The 16,651-nt window shown below is 61.8% G+C and carries 24 protein-coding genes; all 24 read right to left on the reverse strand.

The features are described 5' to 3' along the window. Positions 1–3: 3 nt before the first annotated feature. The 24 genes from AC2D10_RS07370 to AC2D10_RS07485 all read right to left on the reverse strand — a co-directional run bounded on the left by AC2D10_RS07370 (position 4) and on the right by AC2D10_RS07485 (position 16,616). Positions 4–201: a hypothetical protein gene (locus tag AC2D10_RS07370; RefSeq protein ID WP_484711434.1), complete on the reverse strand. Its 198-nt coding sequence runs from the start codon at positions 199–201 to the stop codon at positions 4–6. Continuing rightward, a complete protein-coding gene (locus AC2D10_RS07375) occupies positions 198–605 on the reverse strand; it encodes a hypothetical protein (RefSeq protein ID WP_484711435.1) in 408 nt (135 codons plus the stop codon). The genes AC2D10_RS07370 and AC2D10_RS07375 overlap by 4 nt, the downstream gene beginning before the upstream one ends. 29 nt (positions 606–634) lie before the next feature. Next, complete coding sequence (locus AC2D10_RS07380) at positions 635–1,012, reverse strand: hypothetical protein (RefSeq protein WP_484711436.1); 378 nt, start codon at positions 1,010–1,012, stop codon at positions 635–637. After that, positions 1,009–1,401: a DUF6093 family protein gene (locus AC2D10_RS07385; protein WP_484711437.1), complete on the reverse strand. Its 393-nt coding sequence runs from the start codon at positions 1,399–1,401 to the stop codon at positions 1,009–1,011. The genes AC2D10_RS07380 and AC2D10_RS07385 overlap by 4 nt, the downstream gene beginning before the upstream one ends. After that, entirely contained in the window at positions 1,401–1,796 is a 396-nt protein-coding gene (locus tag AC2D10_RS07390; protein WP_484711438.1) for a hypothetical protein, read from the reverse strand. Before AC2D10_RS07390 ends, AC2D10_RS07385 begins: the two co-directional genes overlap by 1 nt. Before the next feature lie 16 nt (positions 1,797–1,812). Continuing rightward, positions 1,813–2,124, reverse strand: coding sequence for a hypothetical protein (locus tag AC2D10_RS07395; protein WP_484711439.1), 312 nt, complete (start codon positions 2,122–2,124; stop codon positions 1,813–1,815). A 17-nt stretch (positions 2,125–2,141) separates the two neighbouring features. Continuing rightward, a complete protein-coding gene (locus AC2D10_RS07400) occupies positions 2,142–3,098 on the reverse strand; it encodes a major capsid protein (protein ID WP_484711440.1) in 957 nt (318 codons plus the stop codon). A gap of 48 nt (positions 3,099–3,146) precedes the next feature. Continuing rightward, positions 3,147–3,839, reverse strand: a complete 693-nt coding sequence (locus tag AC2D10_RS07405; RefSeq protein WP_484711441.1) for a hypothetical protein — start codon at positions 3,837–3,839, stop codon at positions 3,147–3,149. Further along, positions 3,814–4,689 carry a VG15 protein gene (locus tag AC2D10_RS07410; RefSeq protein WP_484711443.1) on the reverse strand — a complete coding sequence of 292 codons (876 nt, stop codon included), beginning with the start codon at positions 4,687–4,689 and terminating at the stop codon, positions 3,814–3,816. Before AC2D10_RS07410 ends, AC2D10_RS07405 begins: the two co-directional genes overlap by 26 nt. Further along, positions 4,664–6,175 carry a phage portal protein gene (locus tag AC2D10_RS07415; RefSeq protein WP_484711444.1) on the reverse strand — a complete coding sequence of 504 codons (1,512 nt, stop codon included), beginning with the start codon at positions 6,173–6,175 and terminating at the stop codon, positions 4,664–4,666. The genes AC2D10_RS07410 and AC2D10_RS07415 overlap by 26 nt, the downstream gene beginning before the upstream one ends. Before the next feature lie 15 nt (positions 6,176–6,190). Further along, positions 6,191–7,753 (reverse strand): hypothetical protein, encoded by a 1,563-nt coding sequence (locus AC2D10_RS07420; RefSeq protein ID WP_484711445.1) that lies wholly within the window; start codon positions 7,751–7,753, stop codon positions 6,191–6,193. A gap of 80 nt (positions 7,754–7,833) precedes the next feature. Further along, a complete protein-coding gene (locus AC2D10_RS07425; RefSeq protein WP_484711446.1) occupies positions 7,834–8,265 on the reverse strand; it encodes a phage terminase small subunit in 432 nt (143 codons plus the stop codon). Positions 8,266–8,934: 669 nt separating this feature from the next. Continuing rightward, positions 8,935–9,117 (reverse strand): hypothetical protein, encoded by a 183-nt coding sequence (locus AC2D10_RS07430; RefSeq protein ID WP_484711447.1) that lies wholly within the window; start codon positions 9,115–9,117, stop codon positions 8,935–8,937. A 1,143-nt stretch (positions 9,118–10,260) separates the two neighbouring features. Next, positions 10,261–10,818 carry a hypothetical protein gene (locus tag AC2D10_RS07435; RefSeq protein ID WP_484711448.1) on the reverse strand — a complete coding sequence of 186 codons (558 nt, stop codon included), beginning with the start codon at positions 10,816–10,818 and terminating at the stop codon, positions 10,261–10,263. After that, the gene (locus AC2D10_RS07440; protein WP_484711449.1) at positions 10,811–11,176 is read right to left on the reverse strand and encodes a hypothetical protein; all 366 of its coding nucleotides are present in this window, start codon (positions 11,174–11,176) and stop codon (positions 10,811–10,813) included. The genes AC2D10_RS07435 and AC2D10_RS07440 overlap by 8 nt, the downstream gene beginning before the upstream one ends. Next, on the reverse strand, positions 11,173–11,661 hold the full coding sequence (locus AC2D10_RS07445; protein WP_484711450.1) for a hypothetical protein: 489 nt from the start codon (positions 11,659–11,661) through the stop codon (positions 11,173–11,175). The genes AC2D10_RS07440 and AC2D10_RS07445 overlap by 4 nt, the downstream gene beginning before the upstream one ends. Continuing rightward, positions 11,658–12,473, reverse strand: coding sequence for a hypothetical protein (locus AC2D10_RS07450; RefSeq protein ID WP_484711451.1), 816 nt, complete (start codon positions 12,471–12,473; stop codon positions 11,658–11,660). The genes AC2D10_RS07445 and AC2D10_RS07450 overlap by 4 nt, the downstream gene beginning before the upstream one ends. Before the next feature lie 139 nt (positions 12,474–12,612). Further along, a complete protein-coding gene (locus AC2D10_RS07455; RefSeq protein WP_484711452.1) occupies positions 12,613–12,957 on the reverse strand; it encodes a hypothetical protein in 345 nt (114 codons plus the stop codon). Continuing rightward, a complete protein-coding gene (locus AC2D10_RS07460) occupies positions 12,957–13,325 on the reverse strand; it encodes a hypothetical protein (protein ID WP_484711453.1) in 369 nt (122 codons plus the stop codon). Before AC2D10_RS07460 ends, AC2D10_RS07455 begins: the two co-directional genes overlap by 1 nt. Before the next feature lie 38 nt (positions 13,326–13,363). Next, the gene (locus AC2D10_RS07465) at positions 13,364–14,512 is read right to left on the reverse strand and encodes a DNA-methyltransferase (protein WP_484711454.1); all 1,149 of its coding nucleotides are present in this window, start codon (positions 14,510–14,512) and stop codon (positions 13,364–13,366) included. Next, entirely contained in the window at positions 14,509–15,156 is a 648-nt protein-coding gene (locus AC2D10_RS07470) for a hypothetical protein (protein ID WP_484711455.1), read from the reverse strand. Before AC2D10_RS07470 ends, AC2D10_RS07465 begins: the two co-directional genes overlap by 4 nt. A 192-nt stretch (positions 15,157–15,348) precedes the next feature. Then, on the reverse strand, positions 15,349–16,020 hold the full coding sequence (locus AC2D10_RS07475) for a DNA-methyltransferase (RefSeq protein ID WP_484711456.1): 672 nt from the start codon (positions 16,018–16,020) through the stop codon (positions 15,349–15,351). A 124-nt stretch (positions 16,021–16,144) separates the two neighbouring features. Further along, positions 16,145–16,345, reverse strand: a complete 201-nt coding sequence (locus tag AC2D10_RS07480; RefSeq protein ID WP_484711457.1) for a hypothetical protein — start codon at positions 16,343–16,345, stop codon at positions 16,145–16,147. Next, positions 16,338–16,616 carry a hypothetical protein gene (locus AC2D10_RS07485; protein ID WP_484711459.1) on the reverse strand — a complete coding sequence of 93 codons (279 nt, stop codon included), beginning with the start codon at positions 16,614–16,616 and terminating at the stop codon, positions 16,338–16,340. The genes AC2D10_RS07480 and AC2D10_RS07485 overlap by 8 nt, the downstream gene beginning before the upstream one ends. Positions 16,617–16,651: the final 35 nt, after the last annotated feature.

Raw genomic sequence — 16,651 nt, forward strand, 5'->3', positions numbered from 1 at the left:
GGGTTACTCCTTTTTCGAATCCACGGGGGTGGAACGGCGTCCCTCGGCGAGGTCAACCTTGAGCTTGGGACGACGCGGTCGCGTCGTCTCCGGGTAGCGCTTCTTGTCGACGCGCTGGTACTTGGATTCGTCGAAAGACTCGACGGGAAGGTCAAACTCGTGACCCTCGGACTTGGACTTCACCCGCACATATCGGGTCATGGGATCTCCTCAGAAGAAGGGCCGCGACGCGACCAGAACCGGAACGACAGATCACGGAAGTACAGGTCCGACACTTGGTCGTACCCGTCGCCCTCTTCGATGTTCTGAACGAGCTCGATCGGTGTGCATCGGCGACCAGTGACGATGAGCTTGTGTCCGAGCATCTGCTTCAACAGCGCCTCGCCCAGAACGTCCAGGCCTCCCGCGTCGACCGTCACAACTCGGACGTCATACGTGAACCGCTGATCAGACTCGAACCGCTGAGATCCAGCCAGACGCTCATCACCAAGGCGATCAGGCGGCGCCGACTTCGCAACCGCATAGTTGGTGCGGATGACCTCTCCACCCGACGTCTTCCGAACGGTCTGGAAGACCTTTCCGGCGAGGATCGTGGAGCCTTCCATGCGCGCCTTGAATGACGCCCACTCGGCCTTCACAACCCCACCGCCCTGAGCGCATCGGCCACGGCGCGCTCAACGCCGCGCTCGAAGTCTTCCTCGTTATTCTCGAGGGCTGCACGTCCGGCATGCTGCGGGGCGGACTGGACACCCCCACCGGCATCTTCAACGAACCCGAACGAGCCAGCATCGCCGATCGTGGGTCCAATCTCAGCCTCGACGCTGGTCGGCTTATCGTGCGTCTCGTACGTGATGTCAGCCGCATACCGCGACAGGCCAGTGCGATCTGCGGACTCTCGCCATTCGTCCTTGATATTGCGCGCCGTGACCTGCAACGCCTTACGCGCAAAGGGTCGGACGGCGGCGCCCGATGCTGACAGATCAGAAGCGAGGGAACGCAGATCGTCACTCATGACAGCTCCCTCAGCGGGTATCGATGCGACGTCGTTTGTCCCGATTCCGGTGAACCCTCCACTGTGTAGAACCGGCCAACGAGAAGGTCATCGGAATCAGACGCGTCGATCGTCACGCCGTCGCCATCGTTCAGGCGAGGGGAACCAGTCGGGATACTCAGAATCAGCCGCTGAGATGCCAGCGTCTGCGACGAGGCGTCCGAATCAGACACCATCGTCGTCTCGTACTTGATGCGGCCCTTGCCGGCATACGTGACCGACGTGAGTTCGTGGATTGCGTCACCTGAGTCTGGGTCGGTTTCCGACTTGTAGGGTCCAGCCTCAACCGTCTCCGTCATGCGCTGCTCGAGCTTGTAGCGAGCCCTTGCCCGCTGTGATGGGCTCAACATCAGCGCGTCGTCAACGGGATCGAGTAGATCCCGTCCCCGTAGGTGGGAGCGGCTGGCATGAGTGACGCGCGCTCTTCGTCAGTGACGTAGATGCGACCCGAGGCCATCGACGGATCGACTTTCTCGCCGTAGTCGTCACCGTTCCACTGCGCGACCCCATCAGGGTGGCGCACCTTTCGTTCCACCATCGACACGAGTACGTCGATGACGTCTTCCAGGCCGAGATAAGTGGGTTCCGTGGTCGGGAGCGCGGTCCGGACTGCGATGCCGGGGACAACCCGGTTCAGTTCGCGCCACGCCTTGCTCAGCCACGACGGGATGACGCGCTCCTCGTCGGAGGTAAGGGGACGCTCGATGGAGTCTCGAACATCTTCTAGAGTTGCTGGATTCTCCACGAGCGTCCCCTTCCTGCTACTCGACCGAGGTTTCGCCGGTCTCGATGTTGCGAGTGACGGTCACCTTCGTGCCGTCAGGCTTCACCGCTTCGTACTTCTCCGTGCGATCGCTCGACTCGTCACGCTTGGTGACGGTCTTCTTGACCGGCTTCACCGCGTTGACGGTGCCGACTGCGATCGCCTCAGCGCCAGGCTGAGGGGTGACAGAAACCGCGATCTCGGTCGGGTCCGTCGTGTCAGCCGGTCCATCACCAGGTGCGGTGACAGACGGCTTCTTGACATCCGAATCGAGAGTCGTGGTCTCTTCGGTCTTCTTCGTGACTGCCATGTCCAGTTCCTTCCGGGTCAGCCGTTGAGAACGCCGCGGAGACGCGCAGCGGACTTGCCGCCGAAGGTCGCGAGACCACAGAAGAACTCAATGCGGGTGCGGTAGGCGGGCTTGTCGTCGACCTCGCCGAGGTCACGAACATCCACGCCGCCGTTGGTCAGACCAGTGACGGCGCCATCGGTCTCGTCCTCGCCGAAGCGAACCGCGTAGATCGAGCCCGCGACGTTCGAGGAACCCTGCGTCTCGTCGTTCGCGAGGATCGGGGTGCCTGCGAGGCTGTCACCGGCATCCAGCAGAGGGATACCGTTCCAGGTCGCGATGCGCTTCCCGGTCAGATCCTCACGGACCATCTCGGTGCCGCCGACACGGCGACCCGCGGAGATGATCTTCGAGCGGAGCGAGCGGGGCGCGTAGATCGCACCGTTCTCGGCGGTGATGCCGGGGACGGCCGCGATCAGTTCGTCCAGCTTGTCCATGAAGGAGAAGATGTCCGCGTTGCTGGCGCCAACGATCGGGAGACCGTTCGTGCCGGCGTCGATCACCTGAGCACCCGTGAGGCGCTTCTTCAGACCGTCGAACCCCTTGGGGTCAACCGCGACGTCACCATTGAAGAACGCGTCCTGGAACTTGTAGGACGCCGCCTTCACCTTCAGGCGAGTCTGGATGGCACGCTGGTCGTTCAGGTCCGAGCGCGTGCGCTGGATGAACGTGTCCACGTCCGCGTCGCCACCGAGGATGACCAGCGACTCGGTCGCCTGCACCACGGTGCCGGTCGACTCGGTGTAGGCCTCGTTGACGGAACGGAACGCGACGCCGGGGAGAGTCGCTTCCTTGTTGTATGCGTACGCGTTGCCCTGGATCTCCATGAGGGGCAGACGGTCAAGAACCGCCGACTCCTGCACGAAAGTCTCGATGACACCGCGCTGAAGGTCGTTCTGCGAGAGCAGAGCCGCCTGCGCGAGGGTAACAGCCATGTGCTGTGTCCTTTCAGGTTTAGCTCGACCGCAGAACGGCGAGCGTCATTACTTGGTGGGGTTCGCGTAGGCCTGACGCAAACGGTCAGCCCCAGGACGAACATCCGGCTGGTTACCGGAGCCTGTGGCACCAATTCCCGCGTCACGGTGATGCGCGGTCGTATCGGTGGGCTTGAGGAGGTGCGGGGAATCGGTCTTCAACTCTTCGAGGAGCTTCTTGACTGCTGATTCGTCCGCGTCGCCGTCATCGTTGACGGGAATGTCTGCGAGCTTCTTGGGATCGAGCAGCGCGAGCGCCTGAGCGGGCTTGATGAACCCGAGCTCTGCCGCCTGAGCGCGAACCTCAGAGGCGCGAGCCTTCGCGTTCAGACGTTCAGTCTGAGCCGTCTCGACTTCCTTCACGCGATCGGTGATGATCTTCTCGATGTCCTTCTCGGATGTCGGACCCGGCTTTTCCTTGAGCGCCTTGATCTCTTCCGGGGTTAGACCGAGCTCGGTGAAGGTTCGCAGCGTGGCGTCCTTCTGATCGATGACCGCCTGACGCGCCTTGGTCCGGTCTGTCTCGAACTTCTCGAGATAGGTGGCGAGGGCACCCTTGTCGGATACGCCGAGGGCTTCTGCGTCAGCGTCGGAAACTTCAATGGGCATGCTGATCTCCTTGCGAGATTCGTGGCACATTGCGTGCCGGATACCCGAGCCATTGCGGTTCGGGGTGTTACTGGTACCGCGAGATGAAGCCATTCATTCGCAGCAGTTCGATCGCTTCTTCCCGGCTCGTGGCCCGGTCGTAGATGTGATCGACGGTCATCAGGTCCGGGTCTCGGCGAAGTTGCTTGCCGAACCCACGGCCACGGATATTGACGACCTGGTTCATGTCAGCGCCGTCACGGATCGCTTGAGCGTCGTTCTTCCCGAACAGTCGGTCCTGCGTCTTGTCGTCGAGAGTTCGGAAGTAGGCGCGCGGATTGATCGTGAAGTCGCTCGCTTCGGATTCCTGAGAGGGGATATGCCTGCAGTCGCAGTGAGGATGAGATTGGAAGCCCTTGTTCCACCGGTAGAACTGACCACCGAGGACGATGCAGAACTTGCAGGAAGGCGGATTCAGCATCCGCACCCAGCCCTGCACCGTTGGGCGGACCGTTATGCCTGCACCGACCGCTTGCCGGTCAGCATCACGCACCGCATCCATCACCACCGACTGCAACCATTCGCGAGCCGCAGTGAGCGCGAGGGTAGGCGCGAGGCCTTCCGCCACCGCCTGCTTCGCTTTCACTACGGAGCCTGAGAGAAGGGAATCAAGTGCACCGCCATCGGTCGAACCGCCGGCGAACCGGATTGGATTCACTCGGGCGACAGCAGGAGCTTCGACGCCCGTTTCTGCCAGCACCGTTCCGACGTAGGCAACACCCGACACCGCAGCCGCATACTGACCAGCGGCGGTCGCATCGAGAACGGTAGGCGCGATTCGCGCCCATGATTCGTCGAAGTCGACCGTCATCCGGGTCCACAGCGCATCAACTTCCTGCGCTGTGGACACCGTGATGAGTTGCTGTTGCCGGTAGTGACTAACCGCCGACCGTGGGAGCGTCATTCGTGATCTCCGTCTGATCGTTCACCGGTTCGGCTGGAGTGACGTCCTCGAACGCGCGCGCTGCGGCCTGAAGCCGGTTCGCGAACGCCTCATCTTCGGCCATGTCCATCCAGCGATCGACCTTGCTTGTCGTTGCGCCAGGGATCATCTCGAATGCGGCACGACGCGGGAAGCCCTGCGAGATAAGCTTCACGATTGCGTCAATGATCTGAGCGAACGAACGCGCTTCCGCATCCGCCCAAACCGTCTCAGCCTCAGGGGTGAACTCAGTCGTCTCACCCATCGCGTACCACGCGAGCTCGGCAAGAGATTCATTACCCTCCCCCGCGGCGAGCTGCAGTTCCTTCACCAGCGATGCCAGTGTTGACTCGGCGCCGGCCAGAGCATCGCCCGACAGGTTCGCCATCTGTGAAAGCAGGTACTGCGGGGGAATCTGAGCGGTGGAGAAGAACTGCACCAGGAAGGACGACAACACCTCGATGTAGTTCTTCAGGTTCGACTCAGCCAGGTCGAAGACCTTCGTGTCACCGCCTGGGAACGCCAGCAGGCGATCGACGCCCACGCGGCCGGGAGTGTTCAGTAGCGGGATAGCCCGCCCCTGCGCATCAACCTTCGGAGTACCATCCTCGTTCTTCTGGTAGAGGAAGTTGCCGTCCTTGTCGGTCGCGCGCGGGTCGAACCCAGTGACAACGCGCTGCCGAAATGCGGAGAACTGCATCGCGAGAAGCGTGTTGAACCGGATCGTGTTGATCGCATCCTGCTGAGGAATCAGCGCGTCCATCGACGACCACGGCTGACCCATCGAATCAACCTGGAAGTCATACAGCGCGAACGGAACCCGACGCATCGGATGTGTACCCTCAGTGACGAACTCCCAGCCCGCAGACGCCGAGTAGCCTCCACGTTCGAACCGCACCATCGAGTCACCGTCATAGACAATGCCGATCGTCTTCGTTGCCATCACCGACGTCGGGAGCCACATCACCTGTGTCAGAGGCGAGGATTCCTGAACCGTGTAGACCTTCACGGCCCACAGTGGGGTGAAAGCGTCATCCGGGTCCATCTCGACGTGCACAAGCTCGAGCGATTCCGGGCGGATGATCGGCTTGGACTTGTCGTCCTTGTTCGGCCACACCGACACAAGACCCCGACCGTGCTTCAGCATCGACGCGTAGGCCAGATCCTGCCTCTGATCCATCTTGTTCGACTGCCATGCCTTCCAGACGCGCTTGTCGGCCTCCGGGCCCAACCCGGTGCGGATTCCATCTGCGCGGAGCCTCTGGACGGGGGCAGTCATGGCGATGCCGATGTAGTTGGCCGGGGCCTGCTTGCGAAGGTCGTCGTACTCCTCGTTGATGCCCTCAGGGGCATACGGGAGGTCGTGATCTCCGCGTGCGTACCGTTCCCGCTTCGCGAGGACACGCGCGTTTTCCTTGAGGGCACGCTCCCCGCGCAGCAGGCGGTCCATAGCGACGTTTACGTCCATGCAGGCGCTCCCGTCTCATGTGAATCCGTAGAAGGTGGTTGAAATCTCGGGTTGCTTGCGTTTCCCGAGGTCGCCGGCCGCGATCGCGTCGCTGACAGCTTCATGAGCGAGCACCGACGACATCGCAAGGTCGATTTTCTGAGTGGTGCCGTTCGCCTTGCCGAGGATGTATGTCTGTCGGCGCAACCCGTTCGGGTCCGTCGCAATACCTCGCGCACGCTCTACGGCGTTCCGAATGTGCTGCTCCGTGAACTGGCAATCGTCATGCCTGAAGTCCGAATCCGGGTTCGTGACGTCGATCTTGAACGACTCGAGCGCCGCATGCATCGGGTTCAGCCGGTACGTCGGCCACTCGATCACAACCTTGTCGCCGTACTTCCCCTGCAGGTGTGCGATCTCGGACCCCCACAGAGGTGGGTCCATGTATGCACGCACGACGTCATAGTTCGCGAAGATGTCATCCCACGCAGCCATCACCTCGGAGCGCGGAATCTGATTCCCAGGCCACATAGCCGGGTTCCAGATCGTCCGCCTCTCGCCGTTGTGATAGACGGGAGTGAACTGGTAGCGATCGAGAGTCTCGAGCCGAATCCCCGTCCAGTCATCCTTGTCCGAGCCATCGAAACCCGCGCACACAGGAACAGACTTCGGACGATCGCGCACCTCGAGCTTTGTTCGCCACGCGCCATCAGGCATCCACTGACCAGAACCCATCGACGGACGGTTGCCATAGAAGCGAGCAGCCTGGTTCGGATCTTTCTGGACTAGCTTGCCCGCGTCGATCTCGATGCGCTCAAGGTCGACCCAGCCCGAGACTCGGAGCCCCTTGCGGTTCACCTTCAGTGCTGAGTCGCCATAGACGATCTCGTGGATCTTGTGACGGTCACGCTTGTTCGCATACGAGAGCGTCGCGGGCGCCTGGACGTGGTCGACGTAGTCCGTCGCCTCGCCAGCCTCCGCGATCTGCTGCGCCACACTGTTCTCAGCGAGATCCCACGCGTTCGTGGTGAGCATCGCCCGACCACCGGTGCCCGACAGGCCGCGGTACTGCGTGTCCGCCAGGTAGCGCATGTTCGGCGACACCCACGTGCCCACCTCATCCTGAGGCGCGAAAGTGATGCGCGCACCCAGGCGGGACAGGGCCTTCGATGTCACCGGCTCAACCCAACCCTGACCGGGCAGGTTGATCCGCGTCTCGCCAGTATCCGGGATGAGGTCAGCGAGCGGACCCATCTGGATCATCGGCAGCAACACCTTCCAGATGTTGTCCGTCTGATCCTCGCTATACGCCGTCACCTGAATGATCGGAGTAGGCCACGCTCGAGCAACCGGCTCGCCACTCGCATCCCACCCGGCGAAGAGAACATCGCCGACAGCCTCAGCGCAAATCATCGCCGACGTGATCGGAGCCTTGCCCCATTTCTGAGGCTTCACGAGCAAAGAGCGGGTGTGAGCCCACGCCGTCTGCCACCGAGCCTCAGTCGCATTCGGCTTCAACCGGTAATGATGAACCAGGAACCGAAGCTGCTCATCCGACAGAATGAACGCCTCGCCCGCATCCTCACGATCCGGCACCACGCAATGCTCTTCGATCCACTCAGCGACAGCCCAACCCAGAGAGGGAAACTCACCCTCGTACTGCGGGCCACGCCACGGCATTAGCCGACAATCTTCAGTTCAGCCCGCTTCGACGCCGTCCGTGAAACAGCTGGCGTCGTCGTGCGCTTCTCAGCCACCTCATCCGACGTCGCAACCTCCCACAGCAGGGAACGCATCGCCTTCGGGTTCAAGCCAAGAACCGTCTCCTGGTTCCGCTTCTCCGCAAGCAGAGACGCAGACGGGGCATCCTCGCCATACAGCCGAGCTCGAAGAATCGCATAGTCAGCCAGCACCATGTGCATGTGATCGCGCTCCCAAGCCGCAGCCTGAGGAAGACGCCACAAGCTCGCCCACACATATGGCTCATCCACCTCAGGGATCGGCCACACAGGAACAACGCCAACACGACCGCCAGCGGGCAGCACCGTCTTGCCCACGGCAGCATTCCTACGGCGCCGAGAAGCAGGATCTTTAGGTGCAGGACCAGGCATGACAGCCCACTTTCCGAAGCCTTACGCTTCATCAGCAGAGAGGCCCGAGCATTGCGCCCAAAGCCCGCGAAACCGACCTCCAAACCCGTACGCAGCTTTTTTGCCATCCCAGGCGACCTTGAGCAGGTAGGCCTCGGGAGGGTTCCCCCCACCCCTTGGGCCGGCTCAGCGTTGCGCGTGCCATCCTCCGGGTGAGGTTCGTGCTGTGTGGGTGTTGTGGTGGTTTGTGCAGAGTCCGCGACCGTACTGTGGGTCGTTCGGATTGAGTGTGAGTGCGACGAGTTCACGTCGTGTGCGTGGGTAGTGGTCGGCGACGGTGGATCTCTTGTTGCATCCGGGGATGACACAGATGCGGTCGCGCTTCAGCACTGCGGTTCGAAAGTCTCGGTGTGCCTTGGTGGAGTAGGGCTTGTTGTCCACCCTGTGCACCCTGGCTACCCGTGCGTGGGCGGGGCAGCGTCCGCCTGTGCCATCGAACAGGGTCGGGCATCCGGGGACGTTGCACACGCGCATGTCAGTCGTCGTCCCATGCATGCATCGGGCGCATCACACGCGGGCTGAAGTGGTTCTTGCGCGCAGCCACACTCTCAGCGTGACATTCGAACTCACACGCCATCATTGACGCGTAGTTGCCTCGGTCGGTTCCGCAGAGTTCGCAGATGTACCCGGTCATGGTTCGTTGCCGTATGCGTGTTCGATGCTGCGTGCGAGGTCGTGGAGGTTGTTCTCGAGCGTCAGTGCGTACGTGACGAGCTCGGGCTTCTTCATGTCAGCGAGCTCACGACGTCGGATGAGTTCGTTGCGTACGGCCTCAGTGTCAGGTCCGAGTGCAGCAGCCAGCTTGTTGCTCATCAGTTCTCCCTCTGGAATCCGATGCGCGATTCCATGCCGTCGTATTCGCGGCGTGCAGCGTTCTCGATGTAGGCGCCGGTACTGACGTGATCCATGCCCTCAGGTTCGGGACGGTCTGGGCAGTGGTGTTGCGCTCGCCATCGGAGGACTTGGCGCGTGGTTCCGCGTACCCATGCGTTGCAGGAGCAGCCTTCACGCATCTTGCAGTTCCCCTTTGATCCATGCTCGCGTCTTCGCTGACCAGTCGAGGGGTGTGAGGGGCTCGATGCGGAACATGAGCCATGCGATCCAGCGTGATCCGAGTGTGTGGGCGAGGATCGAGAGTGTTATGCCTGCGCTGATGCCGATGAGAATCCGCATGCCTGCTCCCTGCATCTGAACCACTTATGCCCTGTGTGGGTGTGGGGAATCGAAGGAAAGGTTTGGTCCCGGTTCACTCTGCCCGCGCGTGGAAGTCTCTAGGCGGGGGTGAACCGGGAAGTCTTGCCACGCGGCTCCATAGTGAGCTCTTACCTTCGTCCGGCGATGTAGTCCGGCTCTACCTGGCGTGGTCTTCTGCGCGTGATGACCTGCAGGATCAGGCCGGTATTCCAGCCCACATCATGCGCATTGTGGGATGCGACGGATTTGCACCGTTCGATTCGTCCGAAGCCGTCCACCTCTAGCTCATCCCGTGCACGAGAGGCGGGGCATTTCACGGCGAGTGCGACTTGACAGCCGCTGACGTGAATATGCCCCGCTCTCAGCAGGCGACCGTTTGCAGCCCCGGTTCAACGGGCATGTATGAAGTTGTTGTGAACCGACCGGGGTTCACTGTTGGCTGCGTTGACGTGCAGCATCCTCGATCGATCCAGCCGGGTTGGGAGACACCGACATGCCGAGAGGTTCAGGGGGTACAAGAAAAGCCGCCCTCGTGATGAGTGGCGGCTTTGCGGGCTGGGAACATAGTTCTTGAGCCTCGCGGCTACTGTAGCAGGTTTTGCAGATTACTTGCGTGGTCGTCCGGGCGTTTTCTTTGACGCGTTTCTGAGATCGCGGACGTTGTACCAGATGACGTCTCCGGGTCTTACTGTTCGGACGGTCCCTTCTCTCGCCCATCGGTAGACGGTGTGGTTGGATCTGCCGGTGATGGCCACAGCTTCGTCAAGCTGCACCCAGTCGTCTAGTGCCCCCAATGGCTTTCTCCGTTCGCGTGATTTCGGCGTTGACGAGCTCGACGAGAGTCTTGAATTCGTCTTCGGTGTATTCGCGCCCGCAGTCAGGTTCGGTGCAGGCGATCTTGACGGGTTGCCAGATGCCGACTGGCGGTGTGAAGCGGATCGTCTCACCCGCGCACTTCTGGCAGCGGATGTGTCGAACCTTGCGAGGCTTGTCCTCGATGGGCCACCGCGCCATGGCCGTCTCAACCTCGCGCGTGAAGTCCCGTGCGGTCATGGCGCCGATGTCGTCGTTGGCGATGTCTTCGAGGTTCGCCCAGTACCGGAGTTCGTGTGACAGTCGGGTGATCTCTTCGGCCGCAAGCCAAGTGGGCGGGATTCCTACGGGATGGTTCGACGACGGCGCCCGCACTTCCTCGATACCGCCCTTGATGTATCCGGCGACACGGAACCATGGGACGACCTGAACCGACTTGTGCACTGCGCGTCGGAACCGGTCGAACTCCTCCCACGTGAGGTAGCCGACATTCTCGTGATCACTCATCGTCCGCTCCTTCCTGCTCCACCGGCACCCACTCGCGGTAGCGCGTGATCGTGCGATGAAACAGACGGATGCCGTCGCGCGTTCCATCGAGCTTCGGCGTCGCCCAGTAGTGCTCCTCGGCCTGCTCGCGGGTCCGAAAGTCGATACCGCCCGGCCAGCCTGGGTGTCCGAGGATGAACCACTCCTCGCGCACGCTCTCGGGCTTCTCGGCTTCGGCTTCCGCTCGCGCCCGCTCTCGCTTGATGGCTGTCTTGGCGGTGTAGAAGACCGCTTTCTCCAGGTGGTTCGCTTTCTTGAGCTTGAACCGATAGCCCATGATCGCTTCGAATGTGACTTGGGCTGCTTCCTCAACGCTCATCGCTGTTCCTCTCGGTTCTCGGGTGGGGTGGCGGGGTGCTTCGCGGCTCGATATGCGAGCGCTTGGACGACCTGCTGCGGGAGCGGCTCGGGGTGTGGGCGGACGCGGGCCTTCTTCACGACGGCGACCTTCCCGTCTTCGTCGACCGTCCATACGCCGCAGTCCCACACGTCCAGGTCGTGCGTGCCGAAGTTGCCGCCGATCTGCTCGTATAGCGCCTTCGGCACCACGTACACGAACCGGTTGACGATCGCCTGCCACGGTGCGCGCTTGCGGTAGCTGTCGCGTTTCCAGTCAGCGAGGGTCACCTTGATCTCGATCGCAGTGCGCTGGAGGCTGCTGAACATGAGCGCATCGATCCGCCTTGTCGGCTTCGAGTCTGCGAGACGTTCATCCCACAGGTGATCTCCGATCACGACCTCGTGCACGATCGCGGCGTCACGGTGCGCGGCACGGATCGATTCGAGGATGAATGACGCGTTCATCGGCTTCCCTCTCCCTGGTTGGTGACGGCGGTGCCACCGGGCACGGTCACGTCATCGCCGTACTTGCGCCGAAGCTCACGCCCATGCGCCGCGATCGGATCATCCTCCGAGAAGTTCGGGCACCACGTCGGGTGAGGCAGGCCAGGTCGTTTCCCGCAGTGGTAGCAGTGGTGATGACCGTAGCGGTCGCAACCATCGCAGTGCGGCTCGCCGACATGCTCCGGTACTGAGGTGCGACGGAATCCAGCAGCGAGGATGGCGTCCACGATCTGATATCGCTCTTGGGGGAAGATGCTTTGCCAGAGTTCGTCCTGGCCTACCACGCGCCCATCATCGACCGCCTCAATGATCTGACTGAGCATCTCGCGCTCGTCGATCATCTGCTCGTCAGTTGCTGAGGTGCTACGGATAATCGCACTTGCTACGACGCGGATATCTTCGGCCAGCAAGCTTCGCGGCGCGTGTCGATGCTTCGGATTCACATCGCTCAACAGTCGTTGTGCAGCTTCTCGCTCGTCGTCGGTTGGGGTGCTTGGGGTGTGAGCCTTCTCAAACACGGACAGAGCGGCACGCGCCATGTCGGCGTGGCTCCCCACGTTTCGCCACACCTTGGCGATTGCTTCCGCGGCTTCCTCGATCAGGTCCGATGGTGGGGTGTGAGCCTCCTCGGCGGCTTCGAGGGCATCCAGGACGGTGCGCAGATCGCCGAACGCTGATCCACCCGGCGATGTGCACAGGCAGTACATGCCATCGTCCAGGATCGCGTTGAGACGATCCCGCGCCTCGATCAGCTTCTCGGTGTTGTCGGTCATGATGCGTGCTCCTTGGCGTTTTTGCAGTCGGGTCTTCCGTAGCGTGTCCAGGGGTTGCGACGGAATCCGCAGACATGGGTGGATCCGCGTTCCTGGTTCTGTTGTTCGATCTCCGCGAATGTCACCGTCTCAGAGCGCATCATTCGTCCGCGTCTTCGTCGTGGATGCCGAACCTGTTGACCTCGACCAGTTCGGCAGGAGTGAGTGGAGGCGCGGCGGTGTCGTGGTTGACGTTGAGCGTGTCGAATCCAGCCTCGATCTTCACGAGCTTGAGCGTGAGAATGCAGCCGGTCTCGTTCTCGCCGCCTTCGAGCGTGATTGTCCCGAACTGATTACCCCAGTCGATCGTGTCGAGTTCGACGTCAAGGCCGAGATGTTCCAGTTCGTCCTGGGCGCGCGATGTGTCGAACCCTGCGGCGATGGCTTTCATGATGTTCCGGAGATCGGCGGGCTTCGCGACGACCTCGTTGATGCGCTTGCTCATTAGATTCTGCTTTCTGCGATGCTGTCGATCGCGTTTGGTCGGTGGTGTGGATAGCCGGCTTCGATGAGGGTGGCGAACGTCTCGAGCGTCATTGCGACGTGTTGGTCGGCAGGGTTCGCTGATCCGTGACGCTTGTGCACGACGACACCAATCACGGCGTCATCGTTGCCACGTTCGATCTCGGCCTCTCGAAGCCATCCGGGGAGGTCGATCTTGCTGCTGACGTTCTTGACTTCGATGACGACTCGACCGCCGGCAACACGCACACCGCCGATGTCACCGCGATCCTTGTTGCCGTTCTTCGCGCGTCGTTCAATGCGGTCGTCTGCGAGTCGGAATGCGAGGAAGTTCGCGACGAGTGATTCCATGAGCGTTCCTGCTTTTTTCGCTGATGCTCGGTTGCGGGTCATGCGATCTCTCCCCACGGAAGGGTTGGCTGTCGGAATCGCGTCTTGAGCGACATGTCGAGGTAGTCGCTATTGAGGTCGATGCCGACATATCTCCTGCCCTCGAAATTGGCAACGGCCCCGGTGGTCCCGGAGCCACTGAAGGGGTCAAGCACGATGTCGCCGGGCGCACTGCCGGCGCGAATGCACGGGCGGATCAGTTCGGGTGGGTAAGTGGCGAAGTGTGCCGATGGGAACGGGACAGTGTTCACCGTCCAGACGTCACGCTTGTTCTTCGTCCCACCTGTGAGGAACTCGCGGTAATAACCCCCGAGCGCCACCTTCGCCTCGTCCGCGAGCGCCTGCACTGCGGGATCGTTCTTCCCGTTGCCGGCCTGGACCTTCTTCGCCTTGCCTGCATCGTTCATACCGACAGCACGGATAGCCGCAAAGTGATTCTCGGTCAGCCCGTGCTCTTTCGCCAGTGCGAGCGCACGGCGTAGCTGGGGCCTCCCCTCCCACGGGGCGTCCTGCCCGATCCCGCCCTTGCTGATGCTCTCAGGGCGTGCGAAACCATTCCCGGACGATTGACCCGTTGCCGTCTCCGCGATCGCCTCAGCGTCGTAGAAGTACTTCGGGGACTTGGCAAACAGGAACATGTACTCGTGAGCCTTCGTGGGCCGATCGGTGACCGGCTCCGGCATCGGTGAAGGCTTATGCCAGATGATGTCTGAGCGGAGAATCCATCCGTCGTCCTGTAGTGCAAACGCCACACGCCACGGAACGCCCATCAGGTTCTTCGCTGGTAGTCCGGTGGTGACCTTGCCGCGTCCGATGCCAGAGTTTCCATGAAGCGCCGCGGCATGCTTTCCTCCTGAGGAACCACCCCACTTTCCGTCGTTGGCAAAGCTGTCCCCGAGGTTGAGCCAGAGAGTCCCGTCGTCCGCGAGCACCCGTCGAAGCTCGCGGAACAACTCGACCATCCGCGTCACGTACTCCCCGACACTCGACTCTGCGCCGATCTGTCCGTCCTCGCCGTAGTCCCTCAGACCGAAGTACGGCGGCGAGGTGACAATCGTCCGAGCGAGACCATCCGGCAGGATCCGTGCAACATCGAGCGCGTCACCGTGATGCAGCTGCACATCGTGCGTGTCGTAGTACAGGCTCATGTCGCCTCCTTCAACGAAACGGCCCCCGTAGTCACGGGGGCTGGGTTGGGTTCGAGTCCGAGTCGGAGTCTGACGGCGGCAATCGCCCGCCTGTTCGCTTTCCTGGCTCGGTGCTGGTTGATGTGTGCGGCGATCTCGGTGTCGGTCATCCCTTGTGCATGCAACTCGCGGATGGTGTCGGTGTTGATGCTGCGGTTGGGTGCGAGTCCGAGGTTGTCGCGGAGTGTGGTGACTTGTCGTCTGCCGAGTCCGATGTGCCGTCCGATTTCAGCGTCGAGGAGGCCTTCGCCGTGGAGTTTGGCGATGGTGTCGAGGTGTGGTGATGCGATCTGTCGCTCTCGGGCCGCACGTGCCTTTCTGCGGGCCTCGTTGTGACGCTTGGTACCAGCGTCCCGGATTGCGGTTTGTCGCGTCTCCTTGGCGGCACGGGCGGTCTCTGCGGCATGTTCGCGTTCGATGGTGACGATCTCGATTGCGGTCATCCCGTTGTCGAGCTGCTTTCGGAATGCCCAGTCGCCAGCCCATCGAGTGTGAACCGTGTTGCAGGAGACCTCGGATGGGCAGTGACCGGTCGTGCACCCAGCGCGGAAACCATCGAGTGTTCCGTGCGGGTGGTCGAGGTCGGTGATTACGTCGGCGTTCATGCGTTTAGTCCTCTCGATTCGGGCACGTATCCCAGTGCCCAACGTCTTGCGTGCAGTGCTTGCACGAGGTGTCTGGCGCGGTCGCTTCTTCGAGCGCGTCGGCTGCGGCCCTGAGTAGCGGCGCATCTCCGGTCTGGAAGTAGTCGTGACGACGGGCCGCGCCACGGAGGCACTGGATAAGGCGTTCGGTTGTCATGCGTCTAGTCCTTCGAACTGGAAAGCTTGCTGGGCAAGACGACTAACGATCAGCTCGCAGTACTTCTCCTCGACCTCGACGCCGATCGCCTTGCGTCCGAGGTTGCGAGCGGCAATGAGCGTGGAGCCGGAGCCTGCGAACGGGTCAGCGATCGCACCATGCGGGCACTTGGCGATCAGCGCCTCCATCAGCGCGACAGGCTTCGGCGTCGGGTGTCCGGGGCGGGACGAGTCCATGGAGTTGATCGCTGCAGAGTGGAGGATGTTCGCCTCTCTCCGTCCGGAGAATCCGGTCCCGAGGACGTAGATCTCCTCCTCTGCTCCACCCCACGGGATCGAAAGGTCCCCCATGAATCCGCACGGCGTCTTGTCCCAGATGAGGCGCATCCTCGTTGCCGCCGGGCGTGGGATGTTCCAACGGCCGAAAACCAATGCTGGCTTGGTGCCCCACGTCGAGAGGGCTTCATCGCGCGCACTCACATCTCGGTCGCCAGCGATCGCCAAGCGTCCGGTTGCGCGACGAGGTGTCCCCTTTCGCCCACCGAACCCCGTGTAGTCCATGCCGTACGGAGGGTCGGTGACCATCACATCCGCTTCGCGCCAGGCGTCCTCCTGGAGGCAGTCACCGTGATACAGGGTCACGAACTCGTCTTCGTAGTAGAGAGTCATGCCCCGTCTCGCTTCAGCAAATGCGCGGAGCATGGAACGTTTACGAGCTCTCTGGCGTACTCCCCATCGAGAGAACGAACCTGTTGAACGGTGCATCCGCACCCCCCACTCGACTCTGCAGTCCTCATGCGATGCTCTTCTCTCGTTCGCCGGCCATGTATCGCCGTAGCTGTTCGGTTTTCTCGGTGAATGCGCGTGCGAGTGTGGTTCGTGCGGGGACTTCGATTCGTTCACGCCAGAGCTTGTTGCGGCGTCTGGGTGACTGTTCGAGGTTGTGGATAAACTCGGCGAACCAGTCATCCGCCGTCAACCATGAATCAGGCATCAGATTCGGCTTCCCGCATCGCGATCCGAATCTGAGAAATCCGCTGGTTCCGTGCGCGGTAGGGCATAGCGATCAGGGCGCGGTATGCGTGGATGTATGACGCGGCACGGAGCATGTCGGTGCGGTTGATCGTTGAGGGCACGTAGCGGAGTGCGTACTCGATCTCGGTGGGGTCGTTCGGGTTGGGCCACGCCATGATGTCGTTCTCGGACTCCCCACCGCGGATCTCTAGGATGGGCCGGATGCTGCACTTCACGCGGTCGGTCTTCATGTCTCTTCCTCCTGTGGGTATGCGAAAGGCCACTA

It is taken from the genome of Microbacterium sp. PI-SA-G (assembly GCF_057215335.1).

What these genes read in the sequence shown, in the direction of transcription:
- AC2D10_RS07370 (WP_484711434.1), bottom strand. Translation starts at nt 201, where the DNA reads ATGACCCGATATGTGCGGGTGAAGTCCAAGTCCGAGGGTCACGAGTTT.
- AC2D10_RS07375 (WP_484711435.1), bottom strand. Translation starts at nt 605, where the DNA reads ATGGAAGGCTCCACGATCCTCGCCGGAAAGGTCTTCCAGACCGTTCGG.
- AC2D10_RS07380 (WP_484711436.1), bottom strand. Translation starts at nt 1,012, where the DNA reads ATGAGTGACGATCTGCGTTCCCTCGCTTCTGATCTGTCAGCATCGGGC.
- AC2D10_RS07385 (WP_484711437.1), bottom strand. Translation starts at nt 1,401, where the DNA reads ATGTTGAGCCCATCACAGCGGGCAAGGGCTCGCTACAAGCTCGAGCAG.
- AC2D10_RS07395 (WP_484711439.1), bottom strand. Translation starts at nt 2,124, where the DNA reads ATGGCAGTCACGAAGAAGACCGAAGAGACCACGACTCTCGATTCGGAT.
- AC2D10_RS07400 (WP_484711440.1), bottom strand. Translation starts at nt 3,098, where the DNA reads ATGGCTGTTACCCTCGCGCAGGCGGCTCTGCTCTCGCAGAACGACCTT.
- AC2D10_RS07405 (WP_484711441.1), bottom strand. Translation starts at nt 3,839, where the DNA reads ATGGCTTCATCTCGCGGTACCAGTAACACCCCGAACCGCAATGGCTCG.
- AC2D10_RS07410 (WP_484711443.1), bottom strand. Translation starts at nt 4,689, where the DNA reads ATGACGCTCCCACGGTCGGCGGTTAGTCACTACCGGCAACAGCAACTC.
- AC2D10_RS07415 (WP_484711444.1), bottom strand. Translation starts at nt 6,175, where the DNA reads ATGGACGTAAACGTCGCTATGGACCGCCTGCTGCGCGGGGAGCGTGCC.
- AC2D10_RS07425 (WP_484711446.1), bottom strand. Translation starts at nt 8,265, where the DNA reads ATGCCTGGTCCTGCACCTAAAGATCCTGCTTCTCGGCGCCGTAGGAAT.
- AC2D10_RS07430 (WP_484711447.1), bottom strand. Translation starts at nt 9,117, where the DNA reads ATGAGCAACAAGCTGGCTGCTGCACTCGGACCTGACACTGAGGCCGTA.
- AC2D10_RS07435 (WP_484711448.1), bottom strand. Translation starts at nt 10,818, where the DNA reads ATGAGTGATCACGAGAATGTCGGCTACCTCACGTGGGAGGAGTTCGAC.
- AC2D10_RS07440 (WP_484711449.1), bottom strand. Translation starts at nt 11,176, where the DNA reads ATGAGCGTTGAGGAAGCAGCCCAAGTCACATTCGAAGCGATCATGGGC.
- AC2D10_RS07445 (WP_484711450.1), bottom strand. Translation starts at nt 11,661, where the DNA reads ATGAACGCGTCATTCATCCTCGAATCGATCCGTGCCGCGCACCGTGAC.
- AC2D10_RS07450 (WP_484711451.1), bottom strand. Translation starts at nt 12,473, where the DNA reads ATGACCGACAACACCGAGAAGCTGATCGAGGCGCGGGATCGTCTCAAC.
- AC2D10_RS07455 (WP_484711452.1), bottom strand. Translation starts at nt 12,957, where the DNA reads ATGAGCAAGCGCATCAACGAGGTCGTCGCGAAGCCCGCCGATCTCCGG.
- AC2D10_RS07460 (WP_484711453.1), bottom strand. Translation starts at nt 13,325, where the DNA reads ATGGAATCACTCGTCGCGAACTTCCTCGCATTCCGACTCGCAGACGAC.
- AC2D10_RS07465 (WP_484711454.1), bottom strand. Translation starts at nt 14,512, where the DNA reads ATGAGCCTGTACTACGACACGCACGATGTGCAGCTGCATCACGGTGAC.
- AC2D10_RS07470 (WP_484711455.1), bottom strand. Translation starts at nt 15,156, where the DNA reads ATGAACGCCGACGTAATCACCGACCTCGACCACCCGCACGGAACACTC.
- AC2D10_RS07475 (WP_484711456.1), bottom strand. Translation starts at nt 16,020, where the DNA reads ATGACTCTCTACTACGAAGACGAGTTCGTGACCCTGTATCACGGTGAC.
- AC2D10_RS07480 (WP_484711457.1), bottom strand. Translation starts at nt 16,345, where the DNA reads ATGCCTGATTCATGGTTGACGGCGGATGACTGGTTCGCCGAGTTTATC.
- AC2D10_RS07485 (WP_484711459.1), bottom strand. Translation starts at nt 16,616, where the DNA reads ATGAAGACCGACCGCGTGAAGTGCAGCATCCGGCCCATCCTAGAGATC.